A 15,328-nucleotide genomic window follows, 5' to 3' on the forward strand; every position below is an offset into this window, starting at 1 on the left:
CCCCCCGATATCTCCACTATCCTCTTCGTCGGCAGCGTCAGATGTGTATAAGAGACAGGCCCCGCCCCGGCCCCCGACCCGCCCCCGGCTCACCCTATCTCGAGGATCTTCTCCCGCATCGCGTACACCACCGCCTCCATCCTGGAGTGCAGTTGCAGCTTCTCCAGGATGTTGCGCACGTGGTTCTTCACGGTGTTCTCGCTGATGAACAGCTCCTTGGCGATCTCCCGGTTGTTCATGCCGGTCGCCACCAGCTTGAGCACCTCCAACTCCCGGTCGGTGAGCCGGGGCGCGGGCACCAGGTCCCGGTCGTCGGAGCGGCGCTGGATCATCGACTTGAACTCGGTGAGCAGCTTCGAGGCCATCGACGGGCTGATCTGCGACTGCCCGTCGGCGACCGCGCGGATCGCGGTGGCGACCTCGTCGGTGGAGATCTCCTTGAGCAGGTAGCCGGTGGCCCCCGCCTTGATCGCCTCGTAGAGGTCGGCCTCCTCGTCGCTTATCGTCAGCATGATGATCTTGGTGCTGGGTGCCACGTCCTTGATCGCCGTGCAGGCCTCGATCCCGCTGCGCCGCGGCATCCGGACGTCCATGAGGATGATGTCGGGCAGCAGGTCGGCGGCCTTCAGCACGGCCTCCGCGCCGTCCCCCGCCTCACCGACGACCTTGATGTCCGGCTCCTCCGCGAGGACGATCTCCAGCCCCCGCCGGAACAGCGCGTGGTCGTCCACCACCAGCACGCGGATCGGCTCACCCCGGTGCGGCGCGTACGCGGGCTCATCCTCCGGCCCCAACGGCAGCCCGGGCCCAGCCGCGGGCCCCAGCCCGAAGTGATCCCCCATCCGCTCCTCCCCCTTCGCCGGTCGTCGTCCGCCAATCATTCCACGCCCCGGAACCGCCGCGGTCACCCTCCGGCGCCGATTCCCCCGCATCGGGTGACCCCTCCCGCCGGGACCGTGCCGCGGCGCCAACCGCCGTGCCCCCGAACGCCGGTGACCCCGGCGGCCGCGGCCGCCGGGGTCACCACTCCATCGCTGCTCGGACGGTCAGTCCTCGTCGTCGGCCCCGCCGATCGCGCCGCCCGCACCACTGCCCGACCCGGCCGACGCGTCGGTCTGCAGGTGGATGACGCCGTAGTTGTAGCCGTGCCGGCGGTAGACGACGCTGGGCAGGCCGCTGTCCTTCTCCACGAAGAGGTAGAAGTCGTGGCCGACCAGCTCCATCTCGTAGAGCGCCTGGTCCAGCGCCATGGGGGCGGCCGGGTGCGTCTTCTCCCGGACCACCAGCGGGCCTTCGCCCTCCACTTCCAGGGATCCCATCATGGTCTTGCGGACGGCGCCGTTCGTGCCGGACTCCTGCGCCGTCGTGTCCGGCAGCGCGGCGAGCGCCGCGGTCGCCTCGGCGACGCTGATGGGGGTACGGCCGTTCGCGCCGCCCTTGTGCACCCGGCGCCGGTCCGCGGACTTGCGCAACTGCGCGTCGAGCTTCGCCGAAGCCAGGTCGAGCGCCGCGTACGGGTCACCGGCGGCGGCTTCGGCCCGGATCACCGGCCCACGGGTACGGAGAGTGATCTCCACCCGCTCGGACCGGTCGGCCTGCCGCGGGTTGTGCTCCTTGGACACCTCGACGTCGAGGCTGATCACCTTGCCGTCGAACTTCTGGACCTTCTCCAGCTTCTCGGCCACGTGCTCGCGGAACCTCTTGGGCACCTCGGTCTTGCGGCCCTTGACGACGATGTCCACGCAGAACTCCGATCCCTCGTGCTGACGCCGATCCGGGTGCTACCGGATCGGGCTGAGACCCAGCTGGACCAGCCCGCCCACTGCCGACCCCCGTCCCCGCCGCCGGCGGGGAACGACTGGGCCCTCATCTCACTTCCTCCCCACCAGGGACGGTTGAAACCCCCTGGAGCCTCATCGAACACCCCACGCGGGTTTTTCGCCTCCCCGGGCGGGAAGACGGGCAGGACCCGATACTGCGGGCAGGCGGTCAAGCTGGTCCACCCTGTCTACCCTCCTGCGAGTGAAGTAAGGGTAAATACCTGGACAACGACCCCCATACGGCGCATCCTTTGCTCACTCCCCGTGCCTGCCGCCGCCAGGAGAAGCCGTGCCGCCGCGCCCCTCCACCGCCCGTCCGCCGTCCGCCCACGGGCCGTTCGGCCACGCACTGGCCGGACTGCTGGACGTCCTGCTCCCCGCGAACTGCGCGGGCTGCGGCGCCGAGCGCACCCAGCTCTGCCCGGCCTGCCGGCACGTCCTGGCAACCGCCCGGCCCGGCCCCACCCTGCTCCCCTGGGCGCACGCCGCCGCCCCGTACACCGACCCGGTACGGCAGTTGCTGCTCGCCCACAAGGAGCGCGGCGCGCTGCGGCTGGCCGGCCCGCTCGGCGAGACCCTGGGCCGGGCGGTGCGCTCCGCCCTGGGGTCGCGGGCCGCGGCCGCGCCGCTGCTGCTGGTGCCGATGCCCTCGGCCCGCTCCGCCGTCCGAGCCCGCGGGCACGATCCGACGCTGCGGCTGGCGGGGGCCGCCGCCCGCTCGCTGCGCCGGTCCGGGCTGGACGCCCGGGCGGCGTCGCTGCTGCGGCACGCCCGCCCGGTCGCCGACCAGACGGGGCTGAACGCGGCGGAGCGGCGCCGCAACCTGCACGGCGCGCTCACCGTGCTGCCGCGCGCCCGGACGGGCCTGGCAGGCCTGGGGGTCCGTCAACCCGTCCTGGTGGACGACCTGGTGACCACCGGGGCCAGCCTCGCCGAGGCCGCCCGGGCACTGGCCGCCGCCGGGCTGCCGGCCCGGGCCGCCGCCACGGTCGCGGCCACCGGGGCGCACCCGACGGGCTGACCGGCCCGTCGAAGGATCCGAACGGCGCGTCAGCCCGCATGCCGGCCCACGGCCTGGGGCGCCGTCAGCCCGCGTAGAAGTACGAGCGGGGCTTGTCGATCAACGGGACCTCCCGCCACTGGTTGTTGACCAGGCGGTAGGCCTTGAGCTCGCTCGGCTTGCCGTCCGCCTGCTTGACCTCCGCCGTCGCGAGCACCGGCGGCGCCTGGGTCAGGCTGTCCCCCCGGGACTCCGAGGCGGCGACGGTCATCATGCTCTCGGCGCTCTGCAGCTGGGTGTCCGTGCTCTGCGAGCCGTCGGTGCTGATGAAGTACAGCTGCTGGGTCCGGTCGGCCTCCTTGCCGAGCACCAGCAGCTGGTCGGTCTCGGCCCAGGAGACGGAGGCGACGTCGGTGAGCGTGGGGGCCGCCCGGCGCAGCCCGGTGATCTTCACCGTCGGTGCCTGCGGGGTGCCGCCGTGCACCACCAGGCCGAACATCAGCGACCGGATGGCCATGCCCGGGGTCTTGACCACGAGGGCGACCCGGGCGCCGTCCGAGGAGATCTTCAGCGCCTGCACGGTCTGCCCGGTGAGGCCCTCGACCGGCACGGTGTACGGCTTGTTGCCGCGCACCATCACCACCCGCTGGCCCTGCTGGTTGCGGTCCACCACCCAGAGGTCGCCGCGCCCGTCCCAGCTGGGCGAGGCGAAGCCGTCCTCCTTGTCGCCGGCCTTCGCCGGCGAGCTGAGCACCGGATCGCCCAGGGCCACCGCGCTGTCCGACAGCGGCACCGAGTAGACCTGGTGGCCGTCCTCGCTGATCGCGGCGGCCTGGGCGCCGCTCCGGCTGACCGCGACGGCGCCGAACGGCGGCTTGGTGTTCGACTGCGGCTTGCCGAGGATGCCCCGGACCGGGTCGCCGGGGCGCCCCTCGTCGGTCGCCACCAGGGCGCCGTCGGGGCGCTGGTAGTACTGCGTCGCGGGCGTCGACCCGGCCAGGGCGCCGGGGCCGGTGGCCGGCACGTCGGTGCGGCTGGCGGTGCAGGAGCCGTGCGGCCCCTTCAGCTCCAGCCGTTCGACCTGGCCCTTGCCCTGGTCGGCGAGGGTGTAGAAGAGCTGGGTCGCCATCCGGCGGCAGGCCATCGGCTCGCTGGTGTCGGCCGCGCCGAGCTGCACGTGGGCGACCCGGCTGTCGTCGATGGTCACCTTGTCGACCTTCGCCCCGTCGGGGAAGGCCGTCCGGACGACCGGCGAGAGCCAGGTCGACGGCCCGTCGACCAGCGCGCGGGCGGCCGAGGTCAGCGGGTCTATCCGGCGCCGCAGGTAGATCGGGTCGGCGACCAGCACCTCCTGGCCGACGTTGCCGGAGGCCACCGCGGACGGGTCGGGCGCGGTGTAGAAGAACCGTTCCACCTGCCGGAAGCTGTTCCGGAAGTTGGTCTCGTTCATGATCACGCCGGGCGGCAGTTTGTCGATCCGCCACTCGCCGTCCTTCTCGCGGACGAAGGTGAAGTCGGACGAGACGTTGTTGTCCTGCCCGGCCACCAGCTGGTACGAGTGCTTCTCGTCGACGCTGGCGACCAGCTGCCCGCGCACCGTCGCCGAGACCACGGTGTCCGTGTCGGTGACGTCCTGGCCGACCGGGATCGTCGTGGACGAGAGGACCCGGATCCCGGCCTCCGGCTTCCAGCCCGCGGCGGCGCTCTCGGTGAGGTACTTGCGCGCGGTCTCGTACCCCTCGTCGGCGGTCACCGCGTCCAGGAAGCCGGTCAGCAGCTCGCGCGGCTTGGCGCCCTTGCCGGGCGCCACCGGATAGACCCTGGCCTGCAGGTTCTTGTCCGCCGCGCCCTGGGACAGCTCCACCTTGGTGATGCCGCCGGATTCCGGCATGGCCGCGCAGCCGCTCGCCACCAGGGCGCCGAGCAGCGTGCCCGCCACCGCGAGCAGCCGCGGCTCAGTCCTGTTGCTCGTCCTTCGCACGCTGCGACCCCTCCAGGTCCGTCCCGCCCGTCACGTCCGGCTCCGCCGTCCGCTGCGCCACCGACGGCCGTCCGGGCGTCGGGTCCACCATGACCTGGGCGCCGGTCGCGCCGTAACCGGCCCCCGCCGCCCGCACGTCCGAGGGGTTGGCGCGCGGCCCCTCGGGCAGTCGGTTCCGGCCGAGGCCGGGGCCGATGTTCAGCACTCCGCCCAGCCCGCTGCCGAGGCTGCTGCCCGCCGCCTCCGGCGTCTCGGCCTGGTCCTCGGCGACGGCCATCGCCGTCGAGCCGACCGGGGTGATCGCCCGGCGGTACGGCGTGCCGTACGCGCCCAGACCCCGGTTGTTGCGGGAGTCCTCCGGCTCCAGCCGGAACGGCGCCCGGGAGATCTCGCCGCCGCGGGTGCGCGGCAGGGTCAGCCGGAAGTGCGAGCCGCCGCCGGGCTCGCCCCAGGCCTGGAGCCAGCCGCCGTGCAGGTGGGCGTCCTCGACCGCGATGGACAGGCCCAGACCGGTGCCGCCGGTGGTCCGCACCCGGGACGGGTCGGCGCGCCAGAAGCGGTGGAACACCCGGGACGCCTCACCGGGCTTGAGGCCGATGCCGTAGTCGCGCACGCCGACCGCGACCGCGCCGTCCGCCGAGCCCAGCCGGATCACCACGTCGCGGCCCTCGCCGTGCTCCAGCGCGTTGACCACCAGGTTGCGCAGGATGCGCTCGATCCGGCGGGAGTCGACCTCGGCCAGCACCGGCTCCCCGTCGCCGCGGATCACGATCGCGCTGCCCTTGGCCTCGGCCAGCGGCTCGGCGGCCTCCACCACCCGGCCGACGATCTCCCGAAGGTCGACCGGCTCGGCGTCCAGGATCGCGGCGCCGGCGTCGAAGCGGCTGATCTCCAGCAGGTCGGCGAGCAGCGACTCGAAGCGGTCCAGCTGGCCCTGCAGCAGCTCCGCCGAGCGGGCCGCCATCGGGTCCAGGTCCTCGCGGCTGTCGTAGATGAGGTCGGCGGCCATCCGTACCGTGGTCAGCGGGGTGCGCAGCTCGTGCGAGACGTCCGAGACGAAGCGCCGCTGCACCCGGGACAGCTCCTCCAGCTGGCGGATCTGTGCCTGCAGGGCGTTGGCCATCCGGTTGAACGACTCCCCGAGGCGGGCGATGTCGTCCGTCCCGGTCACCTTCATCCGCTCTTCCAGGTGGCCGCCGGCGAGCCGCTCGGAGATCCCGGCGGCCATCCGGACCGGGGTGACGACCTGGCGCACCACGACCCAGGCGATGCCGCCCATGAGGATCACCACGAAGACGCCGGCGGTCGCCAGGGTGCCGGTGACCAGGTTGAGGGTGTCGGTCTCCTGGCCGAAGGAGAACACGTAGAACATCTGGTAGCTGTTCCCGGCCGGGCCGGCGAACTGCATGCCGAGGGCCAGCCCGGGCTCGGACTTGCCTCCGCTCTCGGGCGAGCGGTGGATCCGGGTGGGCTGGTCGAACATCTGGCCCGGTTCGGCGATGAGCTTGGCCCGCAGGGTGTCCGGGATGCTGCTGGGCTGGATGTCGCCCGAGTAGCGCGGCGCGAAGCCGGCGGTGTCCGGGAGGACGGCGCCGGTGCCGGGGGCCATCGCGATCACCGAGTAGACGGTCTGCCCGCTCCCGGCCAGGTCGTTGACCTGCCGGAGCAGCCAGGTGCCGGTCTCGTCGGCGGTCGGGTCGGCGGTGCCCCGCAGCTTCTGGTCCCTGGCCTCGTCGATCTTCTTCTGCTCGACCTGGAAGCCGATCCTGGCCTGCGCGCGGGCGGCGTCCATCTTGGTGTCGAGCAGGCCGGTGCGCACCTGTGCCACCACGACCACGCCCAGCACCAGGACCACCGCGACGGACGCCAGGAGCGACACCGCGACCACGCGCAGCTGGATCGACCGGCGGTAGAGCGTGGTCACCCGCTGCGTGGGGCGGCGCAGCTGGCGCTTGACCAGCCCGACCAGGCCGGAGCGGCCGCGCCGGCGGCGGGTGGTCGACGTCAGGACGTCCCCGAGCACGGCCCCGGCCCCGCCGGTCGAGGAACCCGACGGGGTGTCGTCAGCCCGCTCCGTCACGTCAGCTGGGTCCGGCCTTGTAGCCGACGCCGCGGACGGTCACCACGATCTCGGGGCGCTCCGGGTCCTTCTCGATCTTGGAGCGGAGGCGCTGCACATGGACGTTGACCAGGCGGGTGTCCGCCGCGTGGCGGTAGCCCCAGACCTGCTCCAGCAGCACCTCGCGGGTGAACACCTGCCAGGGCTTGCGGGCCAGCGCGACCAGCAGGTCGAACTCCAGCGGGGTCAGCGGGATGCCCCGGCCGTCCCGCTTCACCGAGTGGCCGGCCACGTCGATCACCAGGTCGCCGATGGTCAGCTGCTCGGGCGTCGGCTCCTCGGCACGGCGCAGCCGGGCACGGACCCGGGCCACCAGCTCCTTGGGCTTGAACGGCTTGGTGACGTAGTCGTCGGCACCCGACTCCAGGCCCACCACGACGTCGACCGTGTCGGTCTTCGCGGTCAGCATGACGATCGGGATCCCGGACTCCGCCCGGATCTGCCGGCACACGTCGATGCCGTCCCGGCCGGGCAGCATCAGGTCGAGCAGGACAAGGTCCGGCTTGGTCTCCCGGAAGGCGGCTAGTGCCCTGTCCCCATCCGCGACGAAAAACGGCTCAAAACCCTCACCCCGCAGCACGATGCCGAGCATCTCGGCCAGTGCGGAGTCGTCATCAACGACGAGGACGCGTCCCTTCATGGGTCCATCTTCTCATTACCGGATTGTGACCTGCCGCACAGCAGTGCCAATGCTCCAGAACGGCCAACTACCGGGCCGCCGAATTCCGGCCATACCGGGCGAATACCCTCTCCGGAGACCGGCCCGAGCCCCACCGGAGCCCCACCGAACCCTCCACGAACCCCCACCCCGCCCGCCGCCCGAGCCACCGCGGCCCCCCGTTGCCGATCAGCAACCGGATCGCCATGAGGCCGCCTTCTGCCCCATGGCACGATGGGCGCTGCGCGCGGGCGGAAGATCCGCCCGGAGCCGCGCCCATGACGCCCCTCCGAGGAGCAGTGATGACCGACACTCCGGGCTGGGCCTCGCCCGGCTCGTCCGAGCCGCCCCGCGACGGCGTACGGCCCCCGGCCGACACGCCCGCCGCCGTGCCCGGGCCGTCGGCACCACCGCAGGCCACCCCCGGCTGGAGCGGCCCGTCCGCTCAACCCCAGTGGGGGCAGCAGCCATCCGGTCAGCCCCGGTGGGGGCAGCAGCCCGGCGGCCACCCGTACGGCTGGGGCGCGCCCAAGATCCCCAAGCCCGGGGTCATCCCGCTGCGCCCGCTCGGCGTCGGCGAACTGCTCGACGGCGCCGTCACCACCGTCCGCCGGCACTGGCGGACGGTGCTCGCCCTCTCCCTCGGCATCGCCGTGGTCGCCCAGGCCGGGGCCGTCCTGGTGGACCTGCTGATCAAGGGCAAGACCGGCGCCGCCACCCAGACCCTGCGACTGGTGGCCACCCTGCCACTGCAGCTGCTGCTCGACGTCCTCGCCGCCGCGCTGCTCACCATCGTCGTCAGCCGCGCCGTCCTCGGCCGCTCCGCGAGCGCCGGCGACGCCTGGCGCGACGCCCGGCCGCGGCTCCTGCAGCTCCTCGGGCTCACCCTGCTCACCGTCCTGATGGGCCCCGGCGTCGCGCTCCTCGGCTTCGCGCCGCTCATCGGCTACAGCGCCGGCGGCGCCAACGAGCCCGCGACCGCGGCGCTGCTGTTCCTCGTCGGCCTGCTGGCCCTGCCGGTCGCCGCCTGGCTGTGGATCCGCTACAGCCTCGCAGCCCCCGCCCTGATGCTGGAGAAGCAGGGCGTGATGACGGCGCTGTCGCGCTCGCGGCGCCTGGTCCGCGGCTCCTGGTGGCGGGTCTTCGGCATCACCCTGCTGAGCAAGCTGCTGTCGCTGGTCGTCGCGGTGGTCATCGCGGTCCCGTTCCGCTTCATCGGCCTGCTGCTGGGCTTCGACAGCCTCGACCGCCAGGGTCTGACCGACTCCGGCCGGCAGGCCGCCGCGATGGTGATCGTGATGGCGATCGCCGGAATCATCGCCGGCACCCTGACCACCCCCTTCATGGCCGCCGTCGGCGTGCTCGTCTACGTCGACCAGCGGATCCGCCGCGAGGCCCTGGACATCGAGCTCGCCCGCGCCGCCGGCCTGTCCGAGTACGGCGACGCCGGCTGGGGCGAGCAGGCCGGCCCGGCCCCGGCGAGGCGCTGAACCGGATGCCTACCTGGGGGGAAGGGCTCCTCGCCGCGGGCGGCGCCCCGGTCACCGTCCCGCGCGATCCGGCGCGTGACGCCGCCCGCGAGGAGCTGCTCAACGCCGAGTACCACAAGCACGACCCGTCGCTCGTGCAGCGGATCACGGACTGGTTCTACGACCGCATCTCCAGCGCCCTCGACAGCATCTCCGGCCAGGGCGCCGACGGCACCACCGGCCTCGTGCTCTTCCTGGTCGTCGCGGTACTGATCGGCGTCGCGCTCTGGTGGCGCCTCGGCGCACCCCGGCGCGCGGCCCGCACCGCCCTGGGCGGCGTGTACGGGGCCGACGGGGCGCGCAGCGCCGCGCAGTACCGGGCGGACGCCGCCGGGCACGCCGCCGCCGGGCGCTGGGCCGAGGCCGTCCGCGAGCAGATGCGTGCCCTGGTCCGCGGCCTGGAGGAGCGCACCCTGCTCGACTCCCGGCCCGGCCGCACCGCCGACGAGGCCGCCGCCGAGGCCGGCCGGGCGCTGCCCGAGCACGCCGCCGCACTGGCCGCGGCCGCCCGGACCTTCGACGACATCGCGTTCGGCGAGCGCACCGCCGACCAGGGCGCCTACCTGCTGCTGCACGAACTCGACCGGGCGCTGGAACGGGCCCGCCCGGTCCTCGCACCGGTCGCGGGCTCGGCTCCGGCTCCGGCTCCGGCTCCCGCATCGGCATCGGCTCCGTCTTCGGGAGGAGCGGCATGACCAGCACCGTCCCCGCCCCGCCGACGGCGGCCGACGCGCCCCCCGTCGCCGCCCCGACCAGCCTCGCCCCCACCGCCCGCCGCCTGTGGCGCCGGGCCCGCTGGTACCTGGCCTTCCTCGCCGCCCTACTGATCGGCGCCACCGCCGTGGCCGGCCTCGGCCAGGACCGCCGCTACCCGCCGCTCGACCCCCGCTCGTACGACAGCGACGGCACGCACGCCGTCGTCGCCCTGCTCGAACAGCAGGGACTCAAGACCGAAGCCACCACCGACCCGGCCGCCGGCCCGAGCGGCCCCGACACCCTCGTCCTGCCCGAGCCCGACCTGCTCGACCCGGCCCAGCTGCGCGCCGTCGCGGCCGCCCGGCACCGGCGCCTGATCCTGATCGCCCCGGGCCCGACCGCCCTCACCGCGCTCGCACCCGGCATCCGGATGTCCGAGGGGGAAGGCAGCCTCCCGTACGCCGCCGTCCGCAGCACCGACGCGGACTGCTCCCTCGCCGAGGCCACCCGGGCCGGCAGCGCCCACCTCGGCGGCATGCTCTACACCAGCGGCAGCCGCGGCGAGGGCTGCTACCCGCGCGGCCACGGCTACCCGCTGGTCAGCACCCGGGTCGGCGGCGGCGACGTCATCGTGCTCGGCAGCGGGGCGTTCCTCCAGAACGACCAGCTCGCCAAGGACGGCGACGCCGCCCTCGCGCTCGGCCTCCTCGGCTCACAGCCCCGCCTCACCTGGCACCTGCCGGACTACGCCGCCCCGCTCGCCGAGGACACCCCCCGCAAGACCTTCGACGACTACATCCCGAACGGCTGGCACTGGGCCTACTACCAACTCGTCGTCGCCGCCGTGCTCGCCGCGCTCTGGCGCGGCCGCCGGCTCGGCCCGGTGGTCAGCGAGGACCTGCCCGTGGTGGTGCGGGCCTCCGAGACCACCGAGGGCCGCGCCCGGCTCTACCGGCGCGCCAAGGCCCGCGGCCGCGCCGCCGAGGCCCTGCGCCGGGCAGCCGCCCACCGGCTCGCCCCGGCCCTCGGCGTCCCGCTCCACGCCGGCGCGCCCGACCCCGACGCCCTCTGCACCGCCGCGGCCGGCCGTCTCCGCGAACAGCCCGCCGGGGGCGTCCGGGCCCTGCTGTACGGGCCGCCCCCGACCGACGACACCGCGCTGCTGCGGCTCGCCGACGACCTCGACGCCCTCGAAAGGCAGGTACGGAACCCGTGACCGACCAGGCAACCGCCCAGCTCCGCTCCGTCCCCGGCACGGCACCCGCCGCGCCCGGCACCGCCGTCGACCCGAGGGCGGCCCTGACCGCCCTGCGCGCCGAGATCGGCAAGGCCGTGGTGGGCCAGGACGCCGCCGTCACCGGGCTGGTGGTCGCACTGCTCTGCGGCGGCCACGTGCTGCTGGAAGGCGTCCCCGGCGTCGCCAAGACCCTGCTGGTCCGCACCCTGTCGACCGCGCTCAGCCTGGAGACCAAGCGCATCCAGTTCACCCCCGACCTGATGCCCGGCGACGTCACCGGCTCGCTCGTCTACGACGCCCGCACCGCCGAGTTCTCCTTCCAGCCCGGCCCGGTCTTCACCAACCTGCTGCTCGCCGACGAGATCAACCGCACTCCGCCGAAGACCCAGGCCGCCCTGCTGGAGGCCATGGAGGAGCGCCAGGTCACGGTGGACGGCGAGCCGCGCGCGCTGCCCGTGCCGTTCCTGGTCGCCGCGACCCAGAACCCGGTCGAGTACGAGGGGACCTACCCGCTGCCCGAGGCCCAGCTGGACCGCTTCCTGCTGAAGCTGGTCCTGCCGCTGCCCGACCGCGACCAGGAGTTCCAGGTCCTCTCCCGGCACGCCGCAGGCTTCGACCCCCGCGACCTCGCCGCGGCCGGCGTCCGGCCCGTCGCCGGGCCCGAGCACCTCGCCGCCGCCCGCGCCCAGATCGCCGAGCTGACCGTCTCGCCCGAGGTCCTCGCCTACATCGTCGACCTCTGCCGGGCCACCCGGCAGTCCCCGTCGCTGTCCATCGGTGTCTCCCCGCGCGGCGCCACCGCCCTGCTCGCCGCCTCCCGCGCCTGGGCCTGGCTGGCCGGCCGCGACTACGTCACCCCGGACGACGTCAAGGCTCTCGCCCTGCCCACCCTGCGGCACCGGGTCGCGCTGCGCGCCGAGGCCGAGATGGAGGGCGTCACCGCCGACTCCGTCATCCAGGCCGTCCTCGCGCAGACGCCCGCACCCCGCTGATCCACCACCCCCAGGCCCACCGCCGCTGACCACCGCCCGCTGATCCACCGCCCGTCGGCGTGCCGGCTTCCGGCCGGCGGGCCCCCGAAGGAGCGCACCCGCATGGCCCTCACCGGGCGAACCGCCCTGCTCGCCGCGCTCGGCGCGCTCGTCGTGGGCCCGCTGCTGCCGTCCTTGGCCGGGATCGGCGTGGTCACCGGCGCCGTGCTGGTCGCCGTCGTGGTCGACCTGGTGCTCGCCGCGCCCGTCCGCAGCCTCCGGTTCGGCCGGGGCGGCGCCACCACCGTCCGGCTCGGCGAGGCCGCCACGGTCGAACTGACCGTCACCAATCCCTCCGACCGCCTCCTCCGGGCCCTGGTCCGCGACGCCTGGGCCCCGTCCGCCTGGCGCCCCGGCACCGCCGAGGCCGCCTCCCGGCACCTCCTGACCGTCCCCGGCGGCGAACGGCGCCGCGCCGTCACCGTGCTCACCCCGACCCGTCGCGGCGACCACCACGCCCACCGGGTGACGGTCCGCTCGTTCGGCCCCCTCGGCCTGGCCGCCCGCCAGGGCTCACACCTGGTGCCCTGGACGGTCCGCGCGCTCCCGCCGTTCGCCAGCCGCAAGCACCTGCCCTCCCGGCTCGCCCGACTGCGCGAACTCGACGGCCGCACCTCGGTGTTGACCCGCGGCCAGGGCACCGAGTTCGACTCCCTGCGCGAGTACCTGCCCGGCGACGACGTCCGCTCCATCGACTGGCGTGCCAGCGCCCGCCGCAACGCCGTCGCCGTCCGCACCTGGCGCCCGGAACGCGACCGACACATCCTCGTCGTCCTCGACACCGGCCGCACCTCCGCCGGCCGCGTCGGCGACGCCCCCCGCCTGGACGCCGCACTCGACGCGGCCCTGCTCCTGACCGCCCTCGCCACCCGGGCCGGCGACCGCGTCGACCTGCTCGCCCACGACGCCCGCAAGCGCGTCGCCGTCGCCGGCTGCTCGGCCCACGAGGTCCTGCCCGCCTTCACCAACGCGATGGCCGGCCTCGAACCCGCGCTGCACGAGACCGACATGCGCTCCCTGGTCTCCACCGCCCTCAGGATGGCGCCGCACCGCTCACTCGTCGTCCTGCTCACCGGCCTCGACGCGGCCCCGGTCGAGGACGGCCTGCGCCCGCTGCTGCCCCTGCTCACCAAGCGCCACGAGGTCATCCTGGCCTCCGTCGCCGACCCCCGGCTGGACGTCCTCGCCGCCGGCCGCGGCACCCTGGAGGCCGTGTACGGCGCCGCAGCCGCCGAGCAGACCCGCGCCGACCGCCGCGCCACCGCCGACCGCCTCACCCGCCACGGCGTCACCGTCCTCGACGCCCCGCCCGCGCAGATCGCCCCGGCCCTGGCCGACTCCTACCTGGCCCTGAAGGCGGCCGGGCGCCTCTGACGGGCGGCGGCTCATCGGCCCCGGTCCCCGCTCGCCGCCGCTCGCCACCGCTCGGTCAGTCACTGCCGCCGACGGGTGTTCAGCTCGGCGTTGAGCCGGGCGGCCTGACGCGTCAGATAGTCGCGCTCGGCGAGGTTGGGCGCCCGGTGCGCGGCCTCCGCGTACAGCCGAGCCGCCGTCCGCGGATCGCCGTCCCGCTCGTGCAGGTACGCCGCCACCGCCGCACGACGGGGCAGCGAGTCGTCCAACTCGGCGAGCGCCGCCAACCCGGCACGCGGCCCGTCCGCCTCTCCTACCGCCACCGCACGGTTGAGCCGGACGACCGGGCTGTCGGTCAGGCGCACGAGTTCGTCGTACCACTCGACGATCTGCACCCAGTCCGTCTCCTCCGCGGTCAGCGCGTCGGCGTGCAGCGCCGCGATGGCCGCCTGGGCCTGGAACTCTCCCAGCCTGTCCCGGGCGAGGGCCGCCTGCAGGGTCTCCACGCCCTCGGCGATCAGGCCCGTGTCCCAGCTGCCGCGGTCCTGCTCCGCCAGCGGCACCAGGCTCCCGTCGGCCGCCGTCCGGCCGGCCCGGCGGGCGTGGTGCAGCAGCATGAGGGCCAGCAGCCCCGCCACCTCGGGGTGGTCGATCACGGCTGCGAGCTGCCGGGTGAGCCGGATGGCCTCGGCGGCGAGGTCGACGTCACCGGAGTAGCCCTCGTTGAAGACCAGGTAGAGGACGCGCAGCACCGTGGCGACATCCCCCGGCTGGTCGAACCGCACACCGGAGACGGTCCGCTTGGCCCGGCTGATGCGCTGCGCCATCGTCGCCTCCGGCACCAGGTATGCCTGGGCGATCTGCCGGGTGGTCAGGCCGCCGACCGCCCGCAGCGTGAGCGCGACCGCCGACGACGGCGTCAACGACGGGTGCGCGCACAGGAAGTAGAGCTGGAGCGTGTCGTCCGCCCCCGCTGCGGGCCCCGGCTCCGGCTCCTGGTCGACGAGGTCCTCCCGCCGCCGGCGGGCGGTGTCGGACCTGGTGGCGTCCAGGAACTTGCGCCAGGCCACGGTGACCAGCCAGCCCTTCGGGTCCCGCGGCGGGTCGGTGGGCCAGACCTGGACCGCCTCGACCAGGGCCTCCTGCACGGCGTCCTCGCCCGCCGCGAAGTCTGCTCCGCGGCGGACGAGGATTCCGAGCACGCTCGGGGTGAGGCTCCGGAGCAGGGCCTCGTTCATCGGCGAGGTCACTCCGTGATGGTGGGCGGCTCGGCCAGGAGCGGACGCAGCTCCAACCATTCGTGGATCGGCTCCCCACCGGCCCCGGGAGCGGCCGACAGCTCACCGGCCAGCTCGAGAGCGCGCTCGTAGCTGTCGACGTCGATCACCATCCAGCCGGCGATGAGGTCCTTGGTCTCGGCGAACGGACCGTCGGTCACCGGCGGCCGGCCTTCGCCGTCGTACCGCACCCACGTCCCCTCGGGGGCGAGCGCCAGACCCTCGACGAACTCGCCGCTCTTCTCCAGCCGCGCCGCGAAGTCTTGCATGTACCGGATGTGCGCGGAGATCTCCTCCTGCGTCCACTGGTCCATCGGCACGCAGTTGACCGCATTCGGGGCGCCTCGGTAGTGCTTGAGCAGCAGGTACTTGGCCATCGTGCTTCTCCCTTGGTCCTGGATGCGACCCATTGTGGCCGCGTTCACCCCAGGGACGGAGCAGACCACGGGTTCTCGACATCACCGGCCAAACTTTTTTCGACCCGGATGTCGGCCCTCCGCGGCCGCCCGCCTCTCCTGGCCGGGAAACGCGAAGAACCCCCATCCGGGACCCGGATGGGGGTTCTTCTGAAGAATTGTTCGGCGGCGTCCTACTCTCCCACAGGGTCCCCCCTGCAGTACCATCGGC

At 74.2% G+C, this 15,328-nt stretch carries 13 protein-coding genes; 6 read left to right on the forward strand and 7 right to left on the reverse strand.

Annotated elements, in window-relative coordinates:
- Positions 1-89: 89 nt before the first annotated feature.
- Both IF30_RS0138205 and hpf read right to left on the reverse strand, forming a co-directional pair.
- Entirely contained in the window at positions 90-842 is a 753-nt protein-coding gene (locus tag IF30_RS0138205) for a response regulator (protein WP_030247312.1), read from the reverse strand.
- A 204-nt stretch (positions 843-1,046) separates the two neighbouring features.
- Positions 1,047-1,742, reverse strand: a complete 696-nt coding sequence (gene hpf / locus IF30_RS0138210) for a ribosome hibernation-promoting factor, HPF/YfiA family (RefSeq protein WP_030247314.1) — start codon at positions 1,740-1,742, stop codon at positions 1,047-1,049.
- Between the two features lie 367 nt (positions 1,743-2,109).
- On the opposite strand from hpf, the gene IF30_RS0138215 reads away from it, so the two are divergent.
- A complete protein-coding gene (locus IF30_RS0138215) occupies positions 2,110-2,841 on the forward strand; it encodes a ComF family protein (RefSeq protein WP_107054630.1) in 732 nt (243 codons plus the stop codon).
- A gap of 64 nt (positions 2,842-2,905) precedes the next feature.
- Here the strand turns inward: IF30_RS0138215 and IF30_RS0138220 are convergent, their stop codons facing one another.
- Genes IF30_RS0138220 through mtrA form a run of 3 tightly spaced genes read right to left on the reverse strand, consistent with a single transcriptional unit; the run spans position 2,906 to position 7,560 of the window.
- Positions 2,906-4,801 carry an LpqB family beta-propeller domain-containing protein gene (locus IF30_RS0138220; RefSeq protein WP_158835866.1) on the reverse strand — a complete coding sequence of 632 codons (1,896 nt, stop codon included), beginning with the start codon at positions 4,799-4,801 and terminating at the stop codon, positions 2,906-2,908.
- Positions 4,776-6,881 (reverse strand): MtrAB system histidine kinase MtrB, encoded by a 2,106-nt coding sequence (gene mtrB / locus IF30_RS0138225; protein ID WP_030247320.1) that lies wholly within the window; start codon positions 6,879-6,881, stop codon positions 4,776-4,778. The genes IF30_RS0138220 and mtrB overlap by 26 nt, the downstream gene beginning before the upstream one ends.
- Position 6,882: 1 nt before the next feature.
- On the reverse strand, positions 6,883-7,560 hold the full coding sequence (gene mtrA / locus IF30_RS0138230; RefSeq protein WP_030247322.1) for an MtrAB system response regulator MtrA: 678 nt from the start codon (positions 7,558-7,560) through the stop codon (positions 6,883-6,885).
- Between the two features lie 320 nt (positions 7,561-7,880).
- Here mtrA and IF30_RS0138235 point away from each other — a divergent pair, with 320 nt between their 5' ends.
- From IF30_RS0138235 to IF30_RS0138255, 5 genes are all read left to right on the forward strand, one after another.
- Positions 7,881-9,068, forward strand: coding sequence for a hypothetical protein (locus tag IF30_RS0138235; protein ID WP_051712129.1), 1,188 nt, complete (start codon positions 7,881-7,883; stop codon positions 9,066-9,068).
- Between the two features lie 5 nt (positions 9,069-9,073).
- Entirely contained in the window at positions 9,074-9,802 is a 729-nt protein-coding gene (locus IF30_RS0138240; RefSeq protein WP_063752976.1) for a DUF4129 domain-containing protein, read from the forward strand.
- Positions 9,799-11,019, forward strand: coding sequence for a DUF4350 domain-containing protein (locus IF30_RS0138245; protein WP_030247327.1), 1,221 nt, complete (start codon positions 9,799-9,801; stop codon positions 11,017-11,019). The genes IF30_RS0138240 and IF30_RS0138245 overlap by 4 nt, the downstream gene beginning before the upstream one ends.
- 83 nt (positions 11,020-11,102) lie before the next feature.
- On the forward strand, positions 11,103-12,032 hold the full coding sequence (locus IF30_RS0138250) for an AAA family ATPase (protein ID WP_234322996.1): 930 nt from the start codon (positions 11,103-11,105) through the stop codon (positions 12,030-12,032).
- A 102-nt stretch (positions 12,033-12,134) separates the two neighbouring features.
- The gene (locus tag IF30_RS0138255; protein ID WP_030247331.1) at positions 12,135-13,445 is read left to right on the forward strand and encodes a DUF58 domain-containing protein; all 1,311 of its coding nucleotides are present in this window, start codon (positions 12,135-12,137) and stop codon (positions 13,443-13,445) included.
- Between the two features lie 59 nt (positions 13,446-13,504).
- Here the strand turns inward: IF30_RS0138255 and IF30_RS0138260 are convergent, their stop codons facing one another.
- Both IF30_RS0138260 and IF30_RS0138265 read right to left on the reverse strand, forming a co-directional pair.
- Positions 13,505-14,662 carry an RNA polymerase sigma factor gene (locus IF30_RS0138260; RefSeq protein WP_030247334.1) on the reverse strand — a complete coding sequence of 386 codons (1,158 nt, stop codon included), beginning with the start codon at positions 14,660-14,662 and terminating at the stop codon, positions 13,505-13,507.
- A gap of 8 nt (positions 14,663-14,670) precedes the next feature.
- Complete coding sequence (locus IF30_RS0138265; RefSeq protein ID WP_030247337.1) at positions 14,671-15,078, reverse strand: YciI family protein; 408 nt, start codon at positions 15,076-15,078, stop codon at positions 14,671-14,673.
- Positions 15,079-15,328 lie beyond the last annotated feature (250 nt).

This window comes from Streptomyces sp. NRRL S-350, assembly GCF_000719705.1.
GTDB lineage: Bacteria > Actinomycetota > Actinomycetes > Streptomycetales > Streptomycetaceae > Kitasatospora.